Below are 23452 nucleotides of genomic sequence, written 5' to 3'. Positions count from 1 at the left end.
TGTTCGAACTCGCAAACCAAGGAGGTCATGGTTTCGGTCAAATTGTCCATATCCTATCTTTTTTACAAAAATGGGGACTTGGGTTTTATCTTAAAATACGCAGTTCGTAAGGGGGATACTATCTTCCTGGTTTGGGTGCTGAAGGTGAACGAAGAACTCTACCGCCGGAGTCAAGGACGAACCATTCATAGTTTGACTATATTTCAAACCTCACTATTGATAACATTTTGTTATATTTCTTTTATCCTGCTATTTACGGATGGATATAGCATTTCGTCGGAAAAAGACAACTACGCTGAATATGGTTGGCTTATATGGATTTATATACCCTTCTCGATTTTCATTCCCGTAAGTGCCTTATATGCCATTTATTTTACCTCCTCACTGATCAACCAACTCGAACGAGAACTTTTCACCATCAAAGAAGATAACTCATTTCTACTTTTTGCTGCATTATTCTTTTTTCCAATTGGAATTTGGTGGGTCCAACCCCGAATTAACCGAATTCTTAAAACACCCATCGAAGAAGAAAAAAGCAGCTACTAAGGTAGGTCAACTGTCGACTGTCGACCGTCAACTGTCAACCGTGGACAGCTCCACTTTTTAAAAGCAATTCGTGAAAATTCGTGCAATTCGTGGACAAAATCCTGTCTAGCGCCAGACAGATTCGTGGAAACTTGTCCGTGGTGGATTCGTGGACTACAGACTTTTAATCAATCCCGAAAAAAATGCTTGCTCAAATCCTTTTCTCAAGCGTATATTAACTACCGTAAAAGCGGGCGTAGCTCAGTTGGTAGTCCGCCCTGGCGGATCCCACCCTGAAGGCCGTCGGTTCGAGACCGATTACCCGCTCTCTCCTCGCTCCCATAATCCACCATTTCAGCGCAGATTGCTAAATCATAGCATTTACAATGCAACTGGCTTATTAAGTTAAAAATGCTAGGACTTAGAAATTCTCGTTGCAAGCAACAGTTAGATCTGAGTCCACTGTCGACCGTCAACTGTCAACCGTGGACAGCTCCACTTTTTAAAAGCAATTCGTGCTAATCCGTGGAATTCGTGGACAAAATCCTCACACCCTGCCTTTACAAGCTTCATATACGAGTCCACTTTTCAAAAGCAATTTGTGAAAATTCGTGCAATTCGTGGACAAAAGCTTTCTATCCCCAGACAGATCCGTGAACTACACCTCCACCAGCTTCCATTTCCCCTTGTTAAAGATCCAGCCGCTGACCACCGCATGCACCGAGTGGCCGATGGCAATAGCGATGAACACCCCGTTTGCGCCAAGTTCCAAGTAGTGGGAAAGTCCGTAGGCCAAGGGAAGCTGAAAGAGCCAGAGCACACAGATATTGATCAGGGTCGGGGTGCGGGTATCCCCTGCCCCGTTCAGGGACTGACTCATGACCATGCCATAGGCAAAAAACACATAGCCCAGGCAAATGATGCCCAGCCCGTTGCCGCCCACCTCTATCACCTCCGGGTTGTCATTAAACCAACTGATGATCATGTCCCCTCCCAAGAAGAAGATCAGCCCACAGCTTCCCAAAAAGATCGCCGTATAATGGGCGGCCTGCCAGGCGGACTTTTCGGCCCTCTCGGGTTGTCCGGCCCCCAGGTTCTGCCCCACCAGGGTGGCAGAGGCATTGGAAAAGCCCATAGCGGGCAAAAGGGCAAAAATGATCAGTCGGATGGCAATGGTAAAGCCGGCCAGGGCCACGCTGCCTGATCCCGAAACGATCCGCATCAAGATAATCCAGCTGGCCGATTCGATCAAAAACTGACCCATGCCTCCCAAGGCGATCTTCAGGATATTCCTGATGGTCTTGAGCTTAAAGCGGATCACTTCCCAACGAAAGCCAATGATGGCCTTGCCTCTTATCAATACCACCAATTGGAATACCACCCCTATGCTTCTGCCGATGGTCGTGGCCCAAGCCGCTCCCTCCAGCCCCATTTCCGGAAACACCCCGATGCCAAAAATCAACAGGGGATCCAGGACAATATTGATCCCATTGGCCAGCCAAAGTGAGCGCATGGCGATGACGGCATTGCCCGCTCCCCTAAACACCCCGTTGATCAGGAAAAGCAGCATCACACTGATATTGCCGGCAAAGATCACCTGGGTGTAGCGGTAGCCGGAAGCCACCAGTTCCGGCTCTCCCCCCATCAAGGTCAGCAAGTCCCTGGCAAAATAAAGGCCTGCCAAGCCGATGGCCAGGGCCAGTACAGCACATATACAAATGGCCTGGAATGCTGCCTCAGAGGCTGCTTTCCGCTTTTTCTCTCCTATCCTCCGGGCTACCACCGCCGTAGCGGCCATGCTGAGCCCTATGGCCACGGAATAGACAATGGTCAGGACCGACTCTGTCAAGCCCACTGTGGCCACGGCATTTACGCCCAACTTTCCCACAAAGAAGATGTCCACCACCGCAAACAGTGATTCCATCAGCATCTCCAAAATCATGGGAATGGACAAATAAAAGATGGCCCTCCGTATGCTTCCTACGGTAAAATCCTCTTCGCTCCCGCTTAAGGCCTTTCTGAAATGTCGGATGATTTTTAATAAAGTCATTGTAATCTGGATAAATCGCCAAAAAAGCTGCCCTTTTCGGAGCAGTAAACCTTGGACGCCAATGGGTCCATTCCTATCCCTAATGAAAATTTATGACTTCATAATATTCCAAAATTGGCAAATGATCGGTTGAGAAGCAACAGAAAAGTACTTTTTGTCGCTATTTTGAGGGAGAATAAAGCTGCACTTTAGATGGGTCAAGACAGTCGGTGAGCATCCCCTTCATATCCTTTTGCAGCAGGGGATGTACAAAATCCGGCAGGATTTCCACTATGGGCAACAGGACAAATCTGCGTTCTCCCATCAAAGGATGCGGTACCTTTAGCCTGTCTGTACGGATCACCCTGTCCCCATAAAAGATGATATCAATGTCCATGGTCCTGTCCCCCCACTTCCGATCACGCTTTCTTCCCAACTCCTTTTCCACCTTCTGGCAGAGGTCCAGCACCTGCATTGGAGAATGTGCTGTTTCCACTACCAGGGCCCTATTCAGGTAATTTCCTGAGGATTCCCCGCCCCAGGCTTCCGTTTCATATAGCGCGGACTTTTTGGTCAGATCAAAATGCTTTCCCAGCTTTTCAAGGGCCTGTTCCATCAGCCCTTCCCGGTCCCCCATATTGCCCCCGATAAGTAAAACCACCTGTTCCATAACTTGCTAATTTCACTCCAAAACTAACAGAAATAAGAAAAAAGACGTATTTTCGAGCATTACAAAATTGGAATTATATGAGATTTTTAAGCAATGTACTGGCCGTCATCTTGGGGCTGATCGTCTTTTCCATCTTGAGTTTCTTCTTTTTGGCAGGGCTGATTACCCTGGCCACTTCGGAAGAAAAAGTAACGATTGGGGAAAACACCCTCCTACACCTCAACCTGGAAGAAGTCGTGCTTACCGAGAGGACCCCTGAGGACAATGTCAACTTTTCATCGGTCGGATTGATACCGGCCCCTTATAAAATTGGTTTAACCAACCTTAAAACCGCCATTAGGACGGCCAAGGAAAATGACAATATAAAGGGAATCTATCTCCAGGCAGGCACGGTCATGGGAAATCCTGCCATGCTTACCGAGCTCAGGGAGGAATTGGGCGAGTTCAAGGAATCAGGCAAATTCATCGTTGCCTATTCAGAAATATTCTCAGAAGGCGGCTACTTTCTTTCCAGTATAGCCGATGAAATCTACCTCAACCCTATGGGAGGTCTGGAATTTAACGGCCTGTCTTCCGAGGCTTTGTTCTTTAAGGGCATGCTGGAAAAACTGGAAGTGGAACCGGTGATCTTTAGAGTGGGAGAATACAAAAGTGCAGTGGAACCCTTCATTCTTGATAAGATGAGCGAGGCCAATCGCGCGCAGACCGAAGCCTTTTTGGGGGACCTCAACAAGTTTTCCATCGCTACGATTGCTAAAAGCCGTGGCATTGGGGAAGAGAAACTCCTTGCTGTCAACAGTCAAATGCTGATCAGAAAACCACAGGACGCTGCCGACCAGGGATTGGTGGATGGTGTATGGTACGACGATCAGGTAAAAGACTTGTTGAGAGAAAAATTGGGACAAGAAGAAAACACTGAAATCAATACCGTCAATGTCACCAGGCTAAATACCACGGCAAAGACCAAAAACATTACTGCCAGGGACCGGGTGGCCGTCATCATTGCAGAAGGCGAGATCATGAGCGGCCAGATGGACGGGGTAATCAGCTCTGAAGTTTTTGCCGAGGAAATCAAAAAAGCCCGGATGGACGATAAGATCAAAGCCATCGTGCTGAGGGTCAATTCCCCGGGGGGCTCTGTTCTTGCCTCTGAGGTGATCTGGAGAGAGGTAAGTGAAGCCCAAAAGGTCAAGCCCGTCATTGCTTCCATGTCTGCTGTGGCTGCTTCCGGAGGCTATTATATTTCCGCACCTGCAGACACCATCGTGGCGCAGCCCAATACCATTACCGGCTCCATTGGGATTTTCGGTATGTGGTTCAATGCACAGGGCCTTTTGAACAACAAACTGGGCATTACCACGGATGTGGCCAAGACAGGTGAGTTGTCGGATTTCATGAACCCTACCCGCCCCTTAAAAGAGGTGGAAGTGAACATTATCCAAACCCAAATCGAGGAGGGTTACGACACCTTTATCCAGCGGGTGGCAGATGGTCGTAACATGAGCAAGGAAGAGGTACTGGACGTGGCCTCAGGAAGGGTCTGGAGCGGTGTTCAGGCCAAAGAAAATGGTTTGGTGGATGTACTGGGGGGCTTGGACGATGCCATCCAAATAGCTGCAGAGAAAGCAAAATTGGGAGATGAATACCGTGTACTTTATTTCCCTAAGGAGAAAAATATCTTCGAGCAGATCATGAGTGAACTGGGCTCAGACATTGAAGCCAAATACATGAATTACCGTTTTGGGGAGACCTATCAACTCTACCAACAGATCGAAAAAGTGAAGCGCCTGCAAGGTGCCATGGCAAGAATGCCCTACGATATCATTGTAGAGTAATCCCCACTGTTTTATAGACAAATCATAAAGGGCGGCTTCATGTATTGAGGCCGCCCTTTATTTTTCATTGATTGCTGCCGGTGGAAGCCGGATCATTAAAGGCGATCAATGGAATAGTTTACCAGACGGAATTGATCTCTGGCTTTTAATCCCTGAGTGTTAAGTCAACCCAAAACAGGGCCTACGAGCTTGTTGAATCCTTAGCTTGACGATATTGATTAGAGCGGGTGTAACAGTTTGGGCAGCTGCCCCGCCAAGCGGAACAAGACTTTTTTTAACTGCTTAACTGAAAAATCACGTTTAGTTAGGGGAAATCCATCAGTCCTGCCTGCCTCTCGTAGGCAAGGTAACCGATTAAATAAGAAAGTGGCTAGGAAAAGTATCGGTAAATCATTTTTAGCATAACACCAACAACCTTACTTATTCAAAAAAAAACGGCTGTCCGCATAGACAGCCGTTTGTATAATGTATGATTTTCTTATGCTAGTGGGCTAAATTTCAGCCCTCTTCCTTCTCTGGTTGATCCATTGATCCTCCCAAAGCCCTGTAAAGGTTCACAATACTTTGCAGTTTTTGTGTTTTTAGGCCTACATAATCCAGTTCCGCCTCCAGCGCCCTGTTTTGGGAATTGATTACATCCAAATAGTCCGCATAGCCTACCGAGAACATGGTATTGGCATTGGATACAGACCTTCTCAGCACCAGCACTTCATCGGTTTTGAGGGTAAGCTGTTCATCCAAGGTCGAATAGGCATTGACCATATCGAGCACTTCCAGATAAGCATTCAGGACGGTCTGTTCATAATCTATAAAGGCAATCCGTTGGGATGATTTAGCCTGCTCGAAGGAAGCCTTTATCTGGCTTCTGTTGAAGATAGGTGCCACCAATCCCGCTCCCGCTTCATAGAAAGTCGAAGCTGGGCTTAGGAAGAGCTTGCTGAACTCAAAGGCATTGAAGCCCGCTGCACCAAACAGTCTCAAAGAAGGGAAAAAGGCCGTCCTGGCCACTTTGACATCTGCCTTGCTGGCTTCCAGCTCCATCTCGGCCTGTTTGACATCCGGCCTTCTCTGTAGAAGATCTGCCGGCACCCCTATCTTGATGATTTCCGGTACAAACTCCACTTGGGACAAGGTGGTTCTTTGCAGACCATCATCATAGGTTCCCAATAAGCTCATCAAGGCAATTTCCACTGAGCGCAACTCCCTTTCCCTTTGGATCAAGAGGGATTTGGAGTTCAACAACTGCGCCTCAAACTGGTCCACCGCCAACTGGGTTTCTTTTCCGGACTCCTTCAAATCCTTGGAAAGGTTAAAGGCCATTTCCTGGTAGGAAATGTTCTTGGTCAGGATAATGATTTCCTCGTCCAGACCGACCATTTTATAGTAAAACTTGGCCACATTGGCTATCAGCTGGGTTTTGACCATATTGGCCGCCTGCTGACTGGCCAACCAGCGTGCTACGGAAGCTTTCTTTCGCTGATTAAACTTTCCCCAGATATCCAGTTCCCACGAAAACTCCGCACCCAGGATAAAATCCTTGTAGGGATCAGGCAGCTTTTGATCTTCGGTGAGATTTTCGGAAAAGTTAGTGTCGTAATTGCCGACACCATCCATGGTATAGTCCCCGAACTTCTTTTGGCGCGCCCCGGCCATTGCATTGATACTGGGCAGCATTCCGCGCTTGCCCTTGATCATTTCCGCATTGGCGATCTGGATACGCTCCATCGTCTTCAGGATATCCTGGTTGTTTTCCAGGGCCTGACCGATCAGGTTTTTTAATTTCTCATCCTCGAAAAAGAGCTTCCAGTTTTCACCGGCCATGGTTTCTATCGAGTCCTTCTTCACCCCATAGGAGCTGGGAAGGGCAAGTTGCTGGTTTTGTGCAAGCTCACTGGTTTTACAGCCCCAAGCCAATAAAACTACCAGTGCACTGCCGAAAATATATCTTTTGTTCATTATGCTTCTGCTGCTTCTTTTGATTTTTTGTTTTTTAGATGGGTGGCCAGTGATTCGAACACCACATACAGTCCCGGGATCAGGAAAATCCCAACCAGGGTACCGATAAACATCCCCCCTGCCGCGGCTGTACCGATGGTTCGGTTACCGATCGCACCAGCACCAGTGGCAATGGTCAAAGGAATCAAGCCGCAGACAAAAGCGAAGGAAGTCATCAGAATAGGCCTTAATCGCTCTACCCCGCCATTAATGGCCGACTCCAGAATACCCAGCCCTTTACTTCTGTTCTGTATGGCTATTTCAATGATCAAAATGGCGTTTTTACCCAACAGACCAATCAACATCACCAAAGAAACCTGTGCGTAGATATTGTTTTCCAATCCGGTCAACTTCAGCAACAGGAAGGCTCCAAATACCCCTGCAGGAAGAGAAAGTATTACCGGAAGCGGCAATAAATAGCTTTCGTACTGAGCGGCCAGCAGGAGGTAAACAAAGACCAGACAAACCGCGAAAATATAAATGGCCTGGTTGCCTGAGGCAATTTGCTCCCGGGTAATCCCCGACCAGTCTATGTCAAATCCACGGGGCAGGAATTCCAAGGCCGTAGCTTCCACCGCCTTGATGGCGTCACCACTACTGTAACCGGCTGCCGCCTCCCCATTGATCATCGCAGAAGTATACATATTGTAACGGGTGAGCTGTTCCGGCCCATATACCCGCTCCAAAGTCACAAAGTTGGAATAAGGCACCATCTCTCCGTGACTGCTCTTTGCATACATCTTGAGCAAAGACTCCGGATTGGTCCGGTACTCAGGTGCTGCCTGGATCATCACTTTGTACATCTGTCCAAAGCGAATAAAGTTGGAAGCATAAAAACTACCGATAAAGCTTTGTAATGTGGCCATGGCATCGTCCACTGACACGCCCAGTTTCGAAGCCTTGTCATGGTCCACATGAAGAATATACTGTGGAAAATTCGGGTCAAAATTGGTAAATACCCCGTTCAGTTCCGGTTTCTCATTCAAGGCCGCCACAAAGTCCTGGGTGGTTTTGGCCGTAAGGTCCAAAGGTCCGCCCGTTTTGTCCAGCATCCTCATTTCAAAACCCGAAGCATTACCAAACCCAGGTACACTCGGAGGAGGGAAAAACTGAATCTCTGCACCTGTGATATGGCTCACCCGCTCTTGGTATTCCTGGATAAGCTCATTTACGCTCTGATCCCGGTCTTCCCAAGCCACCAGGTTGATCATCCCCATACCATAGGAAGCTCCGGCGGTTTCTGTCAGCAAACTGTATCCCGCCAGTGTCGAAATGGTCTCCACTTCTTCCAAAGGCAATAGGGCTGCCTGCACATCATCCAACACAACTTTGGTCCGCTCTACTGTCGCTCCCGGAGGTGTGGTGACGTTCACATAGATCATGCCTTGGTCCTCGGTAGGGATAAAGCCTGTAGGCAATACGCTGTTGATGCCAAAGGTAGCCAAAAAGAACACCCCTAAAATCCCAAAGGTAACGGTCTTCCTTCCTACGATGGCTTTCAGCACTCCTGCATATTTGCCGGACAATTTCTCATAACGCGAATTAAAGCCATCAAAGAAGCGTTGTATAAATCCTTTCGGCTTTCCTTCCTCATGGTGGTTGGGCTTGAGCATCATGCTACACAATGCCGGTGACAAGGTCAGGGCGTTCACCCCCGAAATCACAATGGCAATGGCCAGAGTCAGGGAGAACTGTCGGTAGAATATCCCCACCGGTCCCGACATAAAGCCTACCGGAATAAATACCGCGGACATCACCATGGTAATGGCGATAATCGCCCCACCGATTTCCTTCATGGCCGAAATAGTGGCGTCTTTGGCATTCATCTTTTGCTCGTGCATCTTCACGTGGACGGCTTCCACCACCACAATGGCATTATCCACCACAATACCGATCGCAAGCACCAGGGCAAACAAGGTCAGTAGGTTGATAGAGAACCCAAACAAATCCATAAAGAAGAAGGTACCGATCAAAGAAACCGGAACCGCAATGGCCGGGATCAATGTAGACCTAAAGTCCTGAAGGAAAATAAATACCACAATGGACACCAATAAAAAGGCCTCCAATAAGGTCTTGAGTACCCCTGCAATAGAAGCATCCAAGAACCTGGACACATCATAAGATACGTTATAGTTCATCCCCGGAGGAAATGAGCTGGCTTTCAGTTCTTCCATCTTTGCCTTAATGGCGTTGATCACGTCTCGGGCATTGGAGCCGGGACGCTGCTTGATCATGATGGAGGCAGAAGGCCTTCCATCCGTAATGGAAACCATGTTATAATCTTCCGAATCAAACTCCACTTCGGCCACATCCTTGATCTTCAGCAAGGATCCATCAGGCAATGCCTTGATGGTAATGTTTTCATAGTCCTCTTCCCGGTTAAACTTACCGGTGTACCGAAGTACATACTGAAGCATCTGGGGATCTTTATCCGAACTGATTCCGGATTTCCCAGGTGCCGCCTCCACATTTTGATTTCTAATAGCCGTGGTAATATCCTGCGGGGAAATGTCATACGCTACCATTCGGTCAGGTTTCATCCATATCCTCATGGCATAGTCCCTTACCCCCATGATCTCGGAGAAACCTACACCATCAATACGCTTCAGTTCCTTAAGGATATTGATATCGGCAAAATTGTACACAAATTTCTCATCCTGGGTGGAATCTGAACTCATCAGGTTAAGGTAAAGGAGCATACTGTTCACTTCCTTTTCCGTCATTACCCCGGCCCGGATCACTTCCTCAGGAAGTTCATCAATAACCGTGGACACCCTGTTCTGGACGTTTACCGCTGCTTGGTCAGGGTCAGTACCCACTTTAAATACTACGGTGATTACCGTGACACCATCATTGGTGTTTACCGAGTTCATGTAGGTCATACCCGGCACCCCATTGATGGCTCTTTCCAAAGGGGTAGCCACTGCCTTGGCCAGTACTTCGGCATTGGCTCCGGTATATTGTGCCGTAACCGTCACCGAAGGAGGTACAATCTCCGGAAACTGCGTCACGGGCAAAGAAGTCAAGGATAATAAACCGACCAATGTAATGATCACCGAGATGACGGTGGAGAGAATTGGCCGTTTGATAAATATTTCAAACATACTCTGCGGGGAAATAAATTTACGCTATAGTTTACAATGAGTTGTATAGGGTATCATAGGCTTCTTCCTCAGACACTGCCACTGGGCTGATCACTGCCCCATCCTTCACCTGCTGGATACCTTCATAGATAATACTGTCCCCTTCTTTAAAGCCATCGGCCACGTAAAAAAGTCCAAACCTTTGGATCGGCCTAAAACTTCTCACCTGTACTTTGTTTTCCTTGTCCAGTACATAGACATAAGTGTAGTCCTGAATTTCGAAGCAAGATTTCTGAGGAATCAGGAATACCCCTTCCATTTCATTGGTCATTTGAATTTTACCACTGGCCCCATGCTTGATCAAACCATCAGGATTGGGAAATCGAACGCGGAAGGCAATAGAGCCCGTTCCTTTTTCAAAATCAGCTTCCATGGTTTCCAGTTTTCCTTTGTAAGGATAGGTCTGTCCGTCAGAAAGGATCAATGTCAACTCCTTCTCCAATACTTCCTCTTCTCCTGACTCCATTTTTTCCCGCATAAAACGCAGGTACTCGTTTTCATTGACTTTGTAGTAAGCAAAAATTTCAGAGATATCGGTGATATGGGTCATCAGCTCCCCTGTGGTCACCAAACTACCGGTCTTAAAAGGAATTCTATCTACTATCCCGTCAAATGGTGCCTTGATGGTAGTATAAGAAAGACCGGTCTGTGCATTCTTCAGCATAGATTCCGCTTCCAGGATACCGGATTGGGCCATATCGAATTTTGCTTGGGCCAATTCCAGCTCGGAGGAAGTAATGATCTTCTTGTCCACCAATGTCTTCAGACGCTCCACCTCCAATTTGGCCGCCTGCGCTTCTGCTTTTGCCTGCATCAAGCGGGCACGGTTGCTGTTTACCATTTCTGCCAGCTCGGCGGAACTCAGTTTGAAAAGGGGCTGACCTTTTTTCACATAAGCACCTTCATCCACAAAAATTTCGTCCACAAACCCTTCTACTTTTGCCCTTACCTCCACAAACTGCACGGCCTGGATGTCGCACACATAGGTCTGGGGCACCTCAATCTTCTTTGAAGCCAGTTTCATGATCGGAATGTTCAAAGGCTTTTTCCTTTTGAACTCTTTGCTATTGCCCTCATTGCAAGCCATCACAAGAGGCACGCATACCGCCAGCATCAGGAATGCCTGTAGGTAGCTGGTTAAAGGATTTCTTCGATTCAACAGTGGTTTCATAGATGTAGCTGTATTATAGTAGTAGTAAATGACTTTTATTTTATTTTAAAATTTGAAAACCCAAATAATTCCCCTTCATCATGATGTTCTCATGATTAGATGATAATCCAAGGCTATTTTGGAGATTTTTACTGATCAACTCATTTCCAATCGATTCCTATCGCGACCCTAACAAATGGTAGGGAAATTCTGGAGCAAAAATCCATAAATCAATTATCATTTTGCATTTCCGGGTAAACCATTTTTTTGATGAGGTCTATGTCGAGTGATTTTGAAAGAACGGCCCTTGAGATCTTATACCCCATGGACAGCGCTTCAATTTCATGGAACACTGAAACTTGTGGCAGACAAAATAATTCGCTTTTTCAAAAGCCTGAATCACGCCCACCTAGCGATCAGTAGTTGCAAAAATATATTTTCTGCAATTTGACGGTCGTATTATTACATGGTCGGTAATAATTTTGTCCAAAAATTCCACACTATCCCCTCCTAACAAATACCATTCCAAAAAAATTCAACTTTATTACCAAATTCAAGATACAACATAAAAAAAACCAAACGATAAGAAAAGAAGCTCCTTACAAAACATTATCACATCCTTTAAGCAAACTACTTGTTAAAATTCCAAAAAAATAACTGAACCAGAAAAAAACCGGACACAACACCTATTCAATTTCACCTATATCTGGGCAAAACTGCTTTTTTTTGGATCACCGAAGCTCCTCCAACTCATAATCCTTTCCTATCCCCCACCTCAATAATTCATCAAGCTCGTAAATTTCCAAGGTGTCCAAATCCTTTACCTTAAAGTTTTCCTTGGTCAATCTGGCCAGCACCTCCAACTCCCTTCTTTCTCCGTAGTTGACCAGATAATAGACTCTTCCTACTCTTAAGTTATCCAATGCTATCGCCATAGTTTCTTCTTTTCTTAAATACGCCACTAAATTAATACCGCAAACCTCGACAACTTCGGTGACCACTACAAGCTTTGCTCCTGATTTGTCCAATTCATCTGTAGCCGGACAGGAAGCTTTCCTTCCCTGTCATTGGCCGGCCCATTTCAAATTTGAAAGACTTTTAACCCTCTTTTCAACTAAAGTCCACCTATTTTTCTTCAAGCCAAAAATGAGCTCCAAAACCCTTCTCCTTTCAATTTTATGGGCTATCTCGCTTATTTCGCAACTTTAGTAAAAATAGAAAGCAAGCCCCTAAAAAGCATCGAAAAATTTTAAAAGTATTTTTTATAACAAAGACATATATAATTTAAGAAAACACTAAATTTACACCCGAATCATTAAAAGTTCACCATAAAATGGCCACTATTAAAAAGTTTATCATTGATTTTGACAGTACATTTACACAAGTGGAAGCCCTGGACATCCTGGGGGAAATCAGCTTGAAAAATGACCCCAAAAGGAATGAAAAATTACAAGCGATCAAAGACATTACCGACCTGGGAATGGAAGGCAGATTATCACTGCGTGAAAGCCTTGAAAAAAGAATCGAAATACTCAACGCCAACCAATCCCAAATTTCGGAGCTTGTAGCCGAATTGAAAAAAGTGGTTTCCAAGTCCTTCAAGAGAAACAAGGAGTTTCTAAAGGAAAACGCGGAGCACATTTTCATCATCTCCAATGGATTTAAAGATTTCATCACCCCGGTAGTGGAAGATTATGGAATTAAAGGAGAAAACGTCTTTGCCAACGAATTCATTTATGATGAAAACGGCAATATCACCGATTTTAATAGAGACATTTTACTTTCCCAAAACAACGGCAAGCCGGAAACGATCAAAACGCTCAATCTCGAAGGAGATGTATATGTGATCGGGGACGGGTACACGGATTATGAAATCAAAGCCTCCGGTTTGGCGAACAAATTCTACGCATTTACAGAAAATATCAATCGACCTAAAGTTTCGTCTAAAGCGGACCATATTGCTCCAAGTCTTGATGAAATTTTGTATGTTAACAAGATGAACAAAAAATATTCTTACCCCAAAAGCCGCATTAACGTATTGCTTTTGGAGAACGTACACCCCATCGGGGTGGAATTGATGAAGCAGGAAGGTTACAATGTAGAGGTAATCAGTTCTGCTCTATCTGAAGAAGAGTTGTGTGAAAAAATCAAAAACGTATCCGTAATTGGGATTCGATCAAAAACACAAATCACCAAAAAAGTACTTGAAAACGCTCCTCGATTGATAGCCATTGGCGCGTTCTGCATCGGCACCAATCAGATCGACCTGGAAACCTGCCAGGAAAAGGGCATCACTGTATTCAACGCCCCTTTCAGCAACACCAGGTCTGTAGTCGAGCTGGCCATTTCAGAGATCATCTTCCTGATGAGAAATCTCCATGACAAAACCCTGAAGATGCACCAAGGCGTGTGGAACAAATCAGCTTCAGGAAGTTTTGAGGTAAGAGGCAAAAAACTGGGGATCATTGGATACGGCAACATCGGTTCACAGCTTTCTGTTCTGGCCGAAAACATGGGGATGAATGTATTCTACTATGATGTAGTAGAACGATTGGCCCTTGGAAATGCCACCAAACTTGATTCCTTGGATGAACTGTTGGAATCCTGCGACATCATTTCCCTGCATGTGGATGGAAGAAAGGAAAACAAAAACATCCTTAATAAAGCAAGAATAGCCCAAATGAAAAAGGGCGCTATTCTGGTGAACCTTAGCCGTGGCCACGTAGTGGAAGTTTCGGCATTGAAAGAAGCCCTGGAATCAGGACACTTGGCAGGAGCTGCCATTGACGTGTTCCCTACCGAGCCCAAAAACAATGATGAACCATTCGAGTCTGAGCTGAAAGGCTGCCCAAATACTATCCTGACACCACATATCGGTGGCAGCACATTGGAAGCCCAAGAAAACATTGCCCAGTTCGTACCAGGCAAGATCATCGAATACATCAATACGGGAAACACTTACAATAGTGTAAACTTCCCTAATATCCAGCTGCCTTTCCTAAAAGATGCACACAGATTGATGCACATACACCACAATGAACCCGGTGTACTTGCAAAGATCAACCAGGTTTTGGCCAGCTATAAAATCAACATCGTTGGACAATACTTAAAAACCAACGAAAAAATTGGCTATGTAATCACCGACATTGACAAGGCCTATTCCGCGGATGTCATTGATGCATTGAAAAAGATAGAAGGAACCATCCGATTCAGGATCCTTTATTAATCAGCAACAACAACAATTAACCACTACAACAGAAAAGGGAGACAATCAACACGATTTGCTCCCTTTTTATTTTCCCTTTAAGCAGTTTCTATTTAAACCGAGGAGGCCCCAGAAAAACAAATGATGCTTGAGTAATTTTAAAGGAATATGGCGCTCTTTTTCCTTTTGTGACTTAGCTTATTCCCTAATTGTTATGCTTATTACCCTTACTTTTGGGCAAGATTCCTGAATTAAAAAAATCTCCACTTAAAAAAATAAAAAAGGCTCGGGTCTTAGAGTGTTACAAACCTCTTTATAGACAAGATTTGAGCTGCCCGGATTTCGCAACCTTCCACTGTTATCCTGCTTCCTAAGAAACGAGGTCCCGATAGCTATCGGGATGAGGCCTGGTTTTGAAAAAAGGCTTCACTCGGTATTTTTGTTAATTGTGAAGTTTGAACATGTCGGCGACCCGAACCTTCTGCAAATATACAAATAAGATTGAGGAATGATAAATATCCCGGACATAGATGTCACATTAGCCGAAAAACCTACCAACAAACTAACTATCAGTATATTGCATCCAACCATTTAATCCACAAGCATTCATATTAGTTCACCAAATCCCTGAAATCTAACCTCTTTTAACCCTTTGAGCTCTTTCATCCAAGTTAATCCGGAAACACTGGCCATTGCTAAGAATTGGCACTTTCCCCGCTTTGCCGGGATAGTTTTTTTTTTACGTTTGGTATTACGGCATGAATGGGGATAACCGCATGCACTTTTGTAATCCAACTTAAAAACAAGCATTTGCCTTAATTGTTTCGATCCTTCCCCCCTCCTACACAATAGAAAGCCATATCTCAGGGCCGTGTAAAACATCTTTTTTTTAGCATAGTAGTAATATTAGAACTATATTCGAAGTTGGATTTTACATTAAATAAGTATTTGAATATTTCATTGATTTATTCATTTTTAATTATTTTCACTTCAAACTAAAACCTTTAATTTGTACCATATTTAGCTGCTAGGAAATGTATCAAATTAAGAAACTTATTGTTTGCTTGGATCACTCGGAAATGGACGAGACTTTGGTAAAGTTTGCTTCCTTTATTGCCAGGATCAACCAAACAAAGAAGATCTATTTTACCAATGTGATCAGGAACCTTCAAATCCCCAAAGACATCTTAAAAGAGTTCCCCAATTTGGTGGACAATATGATCGAAGAAAGAAAGGGGCAAATGAAAGAGGTGGTCGAAAAGAACTTTGACGCCAAATTAAAAACCGACCTCACCTATGTGGTCAAGGAAGGGCAACTTTCCAAAAAGATCCTCAAACTGGCCCACGAAAAATCCGCTGACATGATCCTGGTAGGAAAAAAGACCTCCCTGGCCGGAAGTGGAGTTGTTTCCCAAAGATTGGCCAGAAGAGCCTCCTGCTCTCTAATGATCATTCCCGAGGACTGTACCTCACCTAAAGTGGATAAATTATTGGTCCCAAGTGATTTTTCGGATTACTCAAAAGATGCCATGGAAGAGGCCATCATGATTGCCGAAAGAAATGGGAGCCACGTGGAAATCATCTGTCAAAATGTGTTTTCGGTTCCATCCGGCTACCATCTGACCGGCAAAAGTTACGATGAGTTTGCCGAAATCATGAAAATAAACGCCGAGGTAAACTATAAAAAGTTTATCCGGAAGATTGACACCAAAAACATCAAAATCCGGCCAGTTTATACCGTCGACAACAATGACGACCCCATTCAGGACATCATCCAAAAAGCGGAAGAACTCCAGGTGGACGGCATCATCATCGGCGCCAAAGGCAGGACAGCGGCCACAGCCCTCTTTATAGGCAGCGTGGCTGAGCGATTGATCCAATTAAACGACAGGTTCCCATTGGTGGTGACCAGGCCTAAAGGAAAAAATGCCGGCATACTGGATTATATCCTTGAAATTTAATCCCTGAAAATCACGAAACCAATTTATCAAAAGCCCCACATCTGATGGATGATTACCTAATCGGCATAGGCAAGAGAATTAAGGAAATAAGGAAAAACAATAACCAAACCATCAATTCTCTTGCCTCTAAAGCAGCAGTGAGCAACGGGCTGATCTCCCGTATTGAAAACGGCAGAACCATTCCCTCCCTACCTGTCCTGCTCAATATTATCAATGCCTTGAAAATAGAGGTCCCTGATTTTTTTAGCGGCCTTCCCCAGACCGGAGAAAGTTCGTTGATCGTCAGCCGTGCCGAAGACTATAAACTCATAGAAAAGGAAGAAGAGGCTGAGGGCTTTGCCTACCGATGGATTTTCGGCAAACAGATGGCTTCTCTCGGCTTTGAAATTGTACTGCTGGAAATTCACCCCGGCTCCAAAAGAGACACCGTAGAAACAGACGCTTATGAATTCAAGTATGTTTTATCCGGGGAATGCGTTTACCAAATTGGTGAGGAAGAAGTCCACCTGAACGAAGGAGACTCCATTTTCTTTGATGGCAGGATTCCGCACGTACCGATCAACAGGAGTGACAGGACGACCAAAATGCTTGTGCTGTACTTCTTTTTGAACAGTGAAAAATAAAACCCGCCTCAATCTAAGACGGGTTTTAGCAATTAAAACAAAAAACAAACAATTACTTTATCAGCATCCCTCCTAGCTCGGCCAGGCTGTCCAGGATATAATCCGGCGCAGCTTTTTCCAGTTGCTCCCTGGTCTGGGCTCCGGTCAGTACCCCGACGGTAAGGCCACACTTGGCATTCTTACCCTCCTCAATGTCTATGGCAGAATCACCTGCCTTTAGTACCGCTTCGGAATCTTCAACGCTGCATTTTTCCATGGCTGCCCTGATCATGTCCGGCGCAGGTCTTCCGTTGACCACATCATCGGCAGTGATCAAACCATCTATATCTCTGCCTTCCTCCCAGTTCAATTTTCTCAAAAGACCCGAGGCGGTTTTTCGGTCATATCCTGTATTCAACACCACGGAGACGTTGTTTTCCCGAAGGAATTCCATCATCTCTTTTACCCCCTGAAAGGTATTTACCTCCATCTCATCATATGCTTGCTCCAGGGCAGGCTTAAAATTGGAAAACGCCTTATCTGCCACTGCAACCACATCTTTCTCCTCCGTGCAGGCTGTCAGCACGTCCACTATCGCCTGATGCTTTTCTTTGCCCGCCCCATGCAGCAGCACTTCTTCCAACGACAATGAAAACCCCTCGTCATTGATTACCTTTTGTACGGTCTTATACACGATATTCCCCTCGTCTACTGTAGTTCCGGCCATATCGAAGACCGCCAATGCTATCTTTTTCATCTAGTTACTTTTATTGAATACACTATTAATATGCTCTTTTGCAAAGCCTGCGCTGCCGGTCATCCCTTTTCCTCCAATTCCCGTGACAATATGGATATCATCATCTATGGTCTTTAGGAAAATATCGTTTTCCTTACATTGACTGTACATGCCAAACCAACGGTGCTGGATCCCATAAGTGGGAAGATCGATAATTTTCTTGGCTTCCGTGACCATAAACTCATCAATATCCATGTCCAGGTCATAACCCAGATCATCAATATCCTTTGCGTCTGCGTACTGGTGGGAGTCTCCCAATATCACCGAACCATCAGCCGCCTGCTTGAAAAGAATGTGAACCCCCCATTTCTTTTCCAAAGAAGAAGTGGCCTCTTTTTCCTTGATGCCTTTAAAAGAGGGACATTCATAAAATGCCTCATACCTCCTAATGGACAAACCCGTTAATATCGATCCCGGCAAAGAATACCCTCCCTGCGGTTTGGTCTGCATCATTTGTAGTTTGGAAACCTGTAAGTCACTATGGGCAAAAACCTCCGGATAAAGGGTCTTGAAGTCCTTTCCGTTGCAAATAATTACTTTGGCAGCTTCAAAAGCAGTCCCTCCGGCCGTTTCCACCAGCACCTTTTCACCTGCCTTCCCACAGCTGACCACCGTTTGGTGGGAGAAGACCTCCAGGCCTTTTTCCTGTTGGAGAAAATTCAATAAGCGGTGAATCATCAGCTGAGGCTCTACGGTCACTTCTTCTGGAAAGAACAACCCTGCCTTCACATAATCTTCCCTGAGTCCTGGATATTTTCCCAAGCACTCCCGGGCAGTCAACATTTCGGAGGAGTAAGCATTCTCCTTATTGATGGCATGCAACTCTTCAATCAACTGTACCTCTTCTTCATTGCTGGCCAGATAAACTGTCCCGTTGTTCCGGATCGAAATATCAAACTTAGACTGGATCTTATTGTATATCGATAGACTTTCCCTACCGTAAGCCTGCCATTTGGAATTCATACCCGAGGGCACCACTTGCCCAAAATTCCTGGTGGTCGCACTTTGGGGAGCTTTGTCCTTTTCTATCAAGGCCACAGATAATCCCGATTCCAAGGCATGATAAGCGTGAAACGCACCTAGCACACCTCCACCTACGACTATCAGATCATATTTTTTTTTCATCATCAAGATTGTATTTTTATAGCCGGGTTAATCCCTGGGCTGCTCTTTGTTCTGAATTGCTCTCAAATGACCAACAGATCAAAAATATTCATATATGTAAAACTAATGAAGCAAAAATCGATAAATTTTTACAAATAGTAAAACAATAATTATTACCAAATGATTAAAACTCCCCATTAATGGCACCTATACACTTTCTTTTTACCCGTAAATCCAATTAATTTTTTAGGCCAGATTAAACTTATCCCTAGATTTGAGGTCTAAGCAAAGCATGGAGCCATTGGATGACTTAGCACTTTTATCACTGATCAAAGACCCTGACACAAGAGAAAAGGGCTACCGTTTTTTGTTGGAGCACTACCAAAAGAGGATTTATGGTGTCATCAGAAAGATGGTCATCATACATGACGATGCTGATGACATTACACAGAACACCTTTATAAAAGCGTTTAAGAATATTGAAAAATTTAAGGGGGACTCCAGTCTCTTCACCTGGCTTTACAGAATTGCCACCAATGAAAGCCTGAATTTTCTGGAGAAAAAGAAAAAGCGCTTTTTTGTACAGGTAGATGACCACGAGAAAAAAATGGCCAATTACCTGGACAGTTCCCCACATATTGACGGTGATGCAATCGCCATACTGCTACAGAAGATCTTGCTTAAGTTGCCCGAAAAGCAACGCTTGGTTTTTAATTTGAGGTATTTCGAAGAGCTTAGCTATGAGGAAATCGGAGAGATCACCTCTACTTCCGTGGGAGCTCTCAAGGCGAGCTACCATCATGCGGTCAAAAAAATTGAAAGAGAAATCAATGGTGAATAAACCTTTTTGGTTTTAAACGGTCTAAATAACTGATATGGAACGACTACCCAAAAAAGACATCTTCAAAACCCCAGAGGGGTACTTTGAGGAACTTGCTGACAAAGTGCTTGAAAAGCGCCAGTCAAAGCAGAGACACCTCGTGCTCAGCAGGTGGGCTGCTGCAGCGATCTTGGTAGTAGGGCTTACACTCTTTATCTTTAAGGGCAGTATTTTCATGCAGCCTACCGAGAATGTTTATGCACTGGACCAAGAAGTGGAAGTGCTGATTGATCAGGGCGAATGGTTTGCTGATGATGTCCTGTCCCTGTCAGAAGACCCCAATGGTATTCTGGACGACATTATCGATGACGGATGGGGAGACTATGAGCTGAATGAGGCAGAGCTGGAGCAGGAATTATGGAGCTATTAAAAAGATGGTAATATGAAAAAAATAATCATTCTAGCGGTTTTTAGTATAATATCAATCACCTCCTTTGCCCAGAAAGAAGGCGATAAACGGTATGACAGAGAAAAGCTGGAGGCTGCTAAAGTCGCTTTTATCACCCAAAGGCTGGACATTAAACCCGAGCAGGCCACTGCCTTTTGGCCGCTTTATAATCAGTTTGAGGAAAACAGAAGAAAATCCCATATGAAACTAAGGGCTACTTCCCGGATAAACGAGCAAGATCTCACCGCCGAAAAGGCCCGTGAATTGGTTCAGGAGAAGTTCAAAATCCAACAACAATTATTGGATGAAGAAAAGGCTTTTATTGACAAAATCAAGGATATCCTTACCCCCATTCAAATTTATAAACTGGGAGAAGCCGACCGGGATTTTGTCAGGCACTTGTACAAAATGAACAGGGATAGAAAAAGACCCAGGGAAGACAATCCCTAAAACACAGGGCATCACCCATTTCAGTTGTTTCACCGGTGCCAGCAGGCTCATCTGTTCCAAAAACAGGTGAGCCTGTTTGTTTAAAAACGTTGACAATTCGGCTTAGCGCTGACTATTTTTTCTTTTCTTTGTCCTATGCAAACCCCGCTTTCCTTACATGAGCTCAACCAACTGATTCAGCAAACCCTGGATACCCACCTGTCCCCTTCCTATTGGGTGATCGCAGAGATAGGAGAATTCAGGGATTCACCAAGGGGCCACGCCTATTTGGAATTGGTGGAGAAGTCGGAAAGGAACATCCTGGCAAAAGTCCGTGCCAACATCTGGTCATATACTTACAGGGGGATTTCCAGCAGGTTTCATTCCATCACTGGGGAAAGGCTCAAAGCCGGCATGAAAATCCTGGCGCAGATCAGTGTACAATTCCACGAAGTTTACGGCCTGAGTCTAAACATCAAGGACATTGATCCCAATTTCACCTTAGGGGAAAAAGCCAGAAAAAGACAGGAAACCATTGACCGGTTGAACCGTGAAGGGCTGATCGATCTCAACAGGCTGTTCCTCCTTCCATCAGTGCCCCAAAAAATCGCCGTGATCAGCTCTGCCAATGCTGCCGGATTTGGTGACTTTGTAAATCAGGTGGACCATAACCGTTATGGCTATAAGGTGCATTGGAGACTTTATCAGGCCACCTTGCAGGGAGACCAAGCCGTACAAAGTTTGATTCAGGCTATCCAGCAAATCGAAGAGGATAGCCAAACAAGTCCATTTGACATGATGGTCATTATCCGTGGCGGAGGTGCTCAACTGGACCTCGACTGCTTTGACGATTATGAGCTAGCCAAAGCCATTGCCAATACGACCTTGCCCGTGGTTACGGGCATAGGACATGAACGCGATGAATCCATCGCCGATATGGTGGCCCACACCAAAATGAAAACCCCTACGGCCGTGGCAGAATTCATTCTCTCCGGCTATAGAAATTATGAGGAGTCCATAGACAGCCACTTTAAGCTTCTCGAACGCCAAGTTGCTTATTACCTGCAGCGGGAAGACAAAAAAATAACCAACCTGGAGCATTGGTTAAAAAGCATCTCCCAATCCAAACTGAGCCAGGCAAAGGAAATCAACGAACTGCTCAAACACCGGGTATTGTCCCTGTCCAAACAAACCTTAAGACTAAGGGCTGCAAAGCTGGAAAATATGGAGCTTGCCTTAAAACGGACCGTGTTAAATGTACTATCCAGCGAACAAACCAGGCTAAGCACCCTATCCAAAGACCTGACAAGACTTGATCCACAAACTTTCCTTCAAAAAGGCTATACCCGTACCGAAATTGACGGGCGTCCCATCAGCGCTGTAAGGGCAAAGGAAGGGGATGAATTGACCACATTTACCTTAAAAGAAAAAATAACCAGTACCATAAAAGTTATAGAAAGAAAAAATGAGCAATAAAAAAACGTTCAGTTACGACAAAGCCATTGCAAGAATAGAGGAAATCGTCCGCCTACTTGAGGAAGATGACAAGAGCATCGATGAGCTGAGCGCTCTGGTAAAGGAAGCCAGCACGCTGGTAAAGGACTGCAAGTCCAAACTTAGAATGACCGAGAAAGACATTCTCAAGGCTTTTGGGGAAGAGGAAGCATGATCACTTCCCCTACTCTTTAATGTATCTTTATAGAGAAATAAGGTTTGATTATCGTAAAGATAAACCGACAAATGCCCTTCTTTTAAACCTAATATGCCTACCCTCCTACCTAACGGCCTATCGGTGCCAAGAACTAGAAACGGTGATCTTCGTGTTTTTTGCAGTGGTCAGCAGCATTCAGCAAGTGTACTTCAGGCTTAATTTTGGTTGAGGTATTCTTTTTTAGCCTCCTCGGTCAAAATTCCTTCAAAAATAATGGAAATCGCCTGATCGTAAATTTGAGCTGGCCTTACCCTAAGTCCGGCAACCATTTCATGGGGAAATTGGGCGAGGAATTTTGGATCAATCAAATTTTGGATCGCCGCAGCGTATAGCAGCACAACCATGCTTTTGTCCACATGTGATGCTACCAGCCCCTGGTCTATCCCATCCTGGATCAATCGTTGAAACCGCAGATAAGCCGAAGACCTGATGTAATCTTCCAAAGCCATCCACACCTCGGGTACCTGATCCCGCAAATCGGAAATCAACTCCGGATTGATCCGGCCCAAGTCAGCTGCGATAGCGGACAGCATGGACTTCAATTTCATCAAAAAGGTCAACTCCTCGTTTTGCAGGATGGTTTCTACTTTAATGGACAATCTTGTCTTCAGCGAGTGAAAAGAGGCTTCCAAAAGTTCCAGCTTTCCGGGGAAATACATGTACAAGGTTTTCTTGCTCATTCCCAACTGCTTGGAAATTTCATCCATCGTGGTACTTTTATAACCTTTCTTGAAAAACAGCTCATTTGCTGCTTCCAGTATCCTTTCCTCTACTTCTTGGTTCTTATTCATTTTGACAAAACTAAGCTTCAAATATAATTTATTCTGTCCCAAATAACTAAACGATTAAAATAATAGCCTGCATTTACACCTTAATTTTCGTCCAAAATAATGTAGATTTGAACATCAAATTGAACTCAAATCCTTACCCGCTGAATGAATACGCTTTCAAAACCAGAGGCCCAGAAGAGAATTGCCGAACTGACCTTGGAGATCAATCACCACAACCGGCTTTATTACCAGGAAGACC

19 protein-coding genes are annotated in these 23452 nt (G+C 44.9%); 10 read left to right on the top strand and 9 right to left on the bottom strand.

Features of this window, described 5'->3' with window-relative positions; all coding sequences use genetic code 11:
* A partial coding sequence (locus ACYVAA_RS09910) for a hypothetical protein (RefSeq protein ID WP_460541071.1) occupies positions 1-546 on the top strand: 546 nt, incomplete at its 5' end.
* A 637-nt stretch (positions 547-1183) separates the two neighbouring features.
* Here ACYVAA_RS09910 and ACYVAA_RS09905 read toward each other — a convergent pair.
* Both ACYVAA_RS09905 and folK read right to left on the bottom strand, forming a co-directional pair.
* Positions 1184-2575 carry an MATE family efflux transporter gene (locus ACYVAA_RS09905; RefSeq protein WP_460541069.1) on the bottom strand — a complete coding sequence of 464 codons (1392 nt, stop codon included), beginning with the start codon at positions 2573-2575 and terminating at the stop codon, positions 1184-1186.
* Between the two features lie 160 nt (positions 2576-2735).
* Positions 2736-3224, bottom strand: a complete 489-nt coding sequence (gene folK / locus ACYVAA_RS09900) for a 2-amino-4-hydroxy-6-hydroxymethyldihydropteridine diphosphokinase (protein WP_460541067.1) — start codon at positions 3222-3224, stop codon at positions 2736-2738.
* 77 nt (positions 3225-3301) lie between these two features.
* Here folK and sppA point away from each other — a divergent pair, with 77 nt between their 5' ends.
* Positions 3302-5059: a SppA family protein gene (gene sppA, locus ACYVAA_RS09895; RefSeq protein WP_460541065.1), complete on the top strand. Its 1758-nt coding sequence runs from the start codon at positions 3302-3304 to the stop codon at positions 5057-5059.
* Between the two features lie 498 nt (positions 5060-5557).
* Here sppA and ACYVAA_RS09890 read toward each other — a convergent pair whose 3' ends face one another.
* The 4 genes from ACYVAA_RS09890 to ACYVAA_RS09875 form a co-directional block, all read right to left on the bottom strand.
* On the bottom strand, positions 5558-7015 hold the full coding sequence (locus ACYVAA_RS09890; RefSeq protein WP_460541063.1) for a TolC family protein: 1458 nt from the start codon (positions 7013-7015) through the stop codon (positions 5558-5560).
* Entirely contained in the window at positions 7015-10158 is a 3144-nt protein-coding gene (locus ACYVAA_RS09885) for an efflux RND transporter permease subunit (RefSeq protein WP_460541061.1), read from the bottom strand. The genes ACYVAA_RS09890 and ACYVAA_RS09885 overlap by 1 nt, the downstream gene beginning before the upstream one ends.
* 31 nt (positions 10159-10189) lie before the next feature.
* On the bottom strand, positions 10190-11368 hold the full coding sequence (locus ACYVAA_RS09880) for an efflux RND transporter periplasmic adaptor subunit (RefSeq protein WP_460541059.1): 1179 nt from the start codon (positions 11366-11368) through the stop codon (positions 10190-10192).
* Between the two features lie 710 nt (positions 11369-12078).
* The gene (locus ACYVAA_RS09875; RefSeq protein WP_460541057.1) at positions 12079-12282 is read right to left on the bottom strand and encodes a hypothetical protein; all 204 of its coding nucleotides are present in this window, start codon (positions 12280-12282) and stop codon (positions 12079-12081) included.
* A 398-nt stretch (positions 12283-12680) separates the two neighbouring features.
* On the opposite strand from ACYVAA_RS09875, the gene serA reads away from it, so the two are divergent.
* The 3 genes from serA (at position 12681) to ACYVAA_RS09860 (ending at position 17136) form a co-directional block, all read left to right on the top strand.
* Entirely contained in the window at positions 12681-14573 is a 1893-nt protein-coding gene (serA, locus tag ACYVAA_RS09870) for a phosphoglycerate dehydrogenase (protein WP_460541055.1), read from the top strand.
* A 1013-nt stretch (positions 14574-15586) separates the two neighbouring features.
* Positions 15587-16513 (top strand): universal stress protein, encoded by a 927-nt coding sequence (locus tag ACYVAA_RS09865; RefSeq protein ID WP_460541053.1) that lies wholly within the window; start codon positions 15587-15589, stop codon positions 16511-16513.
* A 44-nt stretch (positions 16514-16557) separates the two neighbouring features.
* Positions 16558-17136, top strand: coding sequence for a helix-turn-helix domain-containing protein (locus tag ACYVAA_RS09860; RefSeq protein ID WP_460541051.1), 579 nt, complete (start codon positions 16558-16560; stop codon positions 17134-17136).
* A 52-nt stretch (positions 17137-17188) separates the two neighbouring features.
* On the opposite strand, the gene ACYVAA_RS09855 is transcribed toward ACYVAA_RS09860, so the two are convergent.
* Together ACYVAA_RS09855 and ACYVAA_RS09850 are read right to left on the bottom strand one after the other, a co-directional pair.
* Positions 17189-17872 carry a phosphonatase-like hydrolase gene (locus ACYVAA_RS09855; RefSeq protein ID WP_460541049.1) on the bottom strand — a complete coding sequence of 228 codons (684 nt, stop codon included), beginning with the start codon at positions 17870-17872 and terminating at the stop codon, positions 17189-17191.
* A complete protein-coding gene (locus ACYVAA_RS09850) occupies positions 17873-19039 on the bottom strand; it encodes a TIGR03364 family FAD-dependent oxidoreductase (protein WP_460541047.1) in 1167 nt (388 codons plus the stop codon).
* Positions 19040-19307: 268 nt separating this feature from the next.
* On the opposite strand from ACYVAA_RS09850, the gene ACYVAA_RS09845 reads away from it, so the two are divergent.
* The 5 genes from ACYVAA_RS09845 to xseB all read left to right on the top strand — a co-directional run bounded on the left by ACYVAA_RS09845 (position 19308) and on the right by xseB (position 22381).
* Entirely contained in the window at positions 19308-19856 is a 549-nt protein-coding gene (locus tag ACYVAA_RS09845) for an RNA polymerase sigma factor (protein WP_460541073.1), read from the top strand.
* A 34-nt stretch (positions 19857-19890) separates the two neighbouring features.
* Positions 19891-20265 (top strand): hypothetical protein, encoded by a 375-nt coding sequence (locus ACYVAA_RS09840; RefSeq protein ID WP_460541045.1) that lies wholly within the window; start codon positions 19891-19893, stop codon positions 20263-20265.
* 12 nt (positions 20266-20277) lie between these two features.
* On the top strand, positions 20278-20733 hold the full coding sequence (locus ACYVAA_RS09835; protein WP_460541043.1) for a Spy/CpxP family protein refolding chaperone: 456 nt from the start codon (positions 20278-20280) through the stop codon (positions 20731-20733).
* Between the two features lie 135 nt (positions 20734-20868).
* A complete protein-coding gene (gene xseA, locus ACYVAA_RS09830; RefSeq protein ID WP_460541041.1) occupies positions 20869-22188 on the top strand; it encodes an exodeoxyribonuclease VII large subunit in 1320 nt (439 codons plus the stop codon).
* Entirely contained in the window at positions 22178-22381 is a 204-nt protein-coding gene (xseB, locus tag ACYVAA_RS09825) for an exodeoxyribonuclease VII small subunit (RefSeq protein ID WP_460541039.1), read from the top strand. The genes xseA and xseB overlap by 11 nt, the downstream gene beginning before the upstream one ends.
* Positions 22382-22578: 197 nt before the next feature.
* Here the strand turns inward: xseB and ACYVAA_RS09820 are convergent, their stop codons facing one another.
* Positions 22579-23214, bottom strand: a complete 636-nt coding sequence (locus tag ACYVAA_RS09820) for a TetR/AcrR family transcriptional regulator (RefSeq protein ID WP_460541037.1) — start codon at positions 23212-23214, stop codon at positions 22579-22581.
* Positions 23215-23452 lie beyond the last annotated feature (238 nt).

It is taken from the genome of Echinicola sediminis (assembly GCF_054777495.1).
The sequence above is the reverse complement of the archived record's forward strand: the minus strand, read 5'-3'. Positions and strand labels throughout refer to the sequence as shown.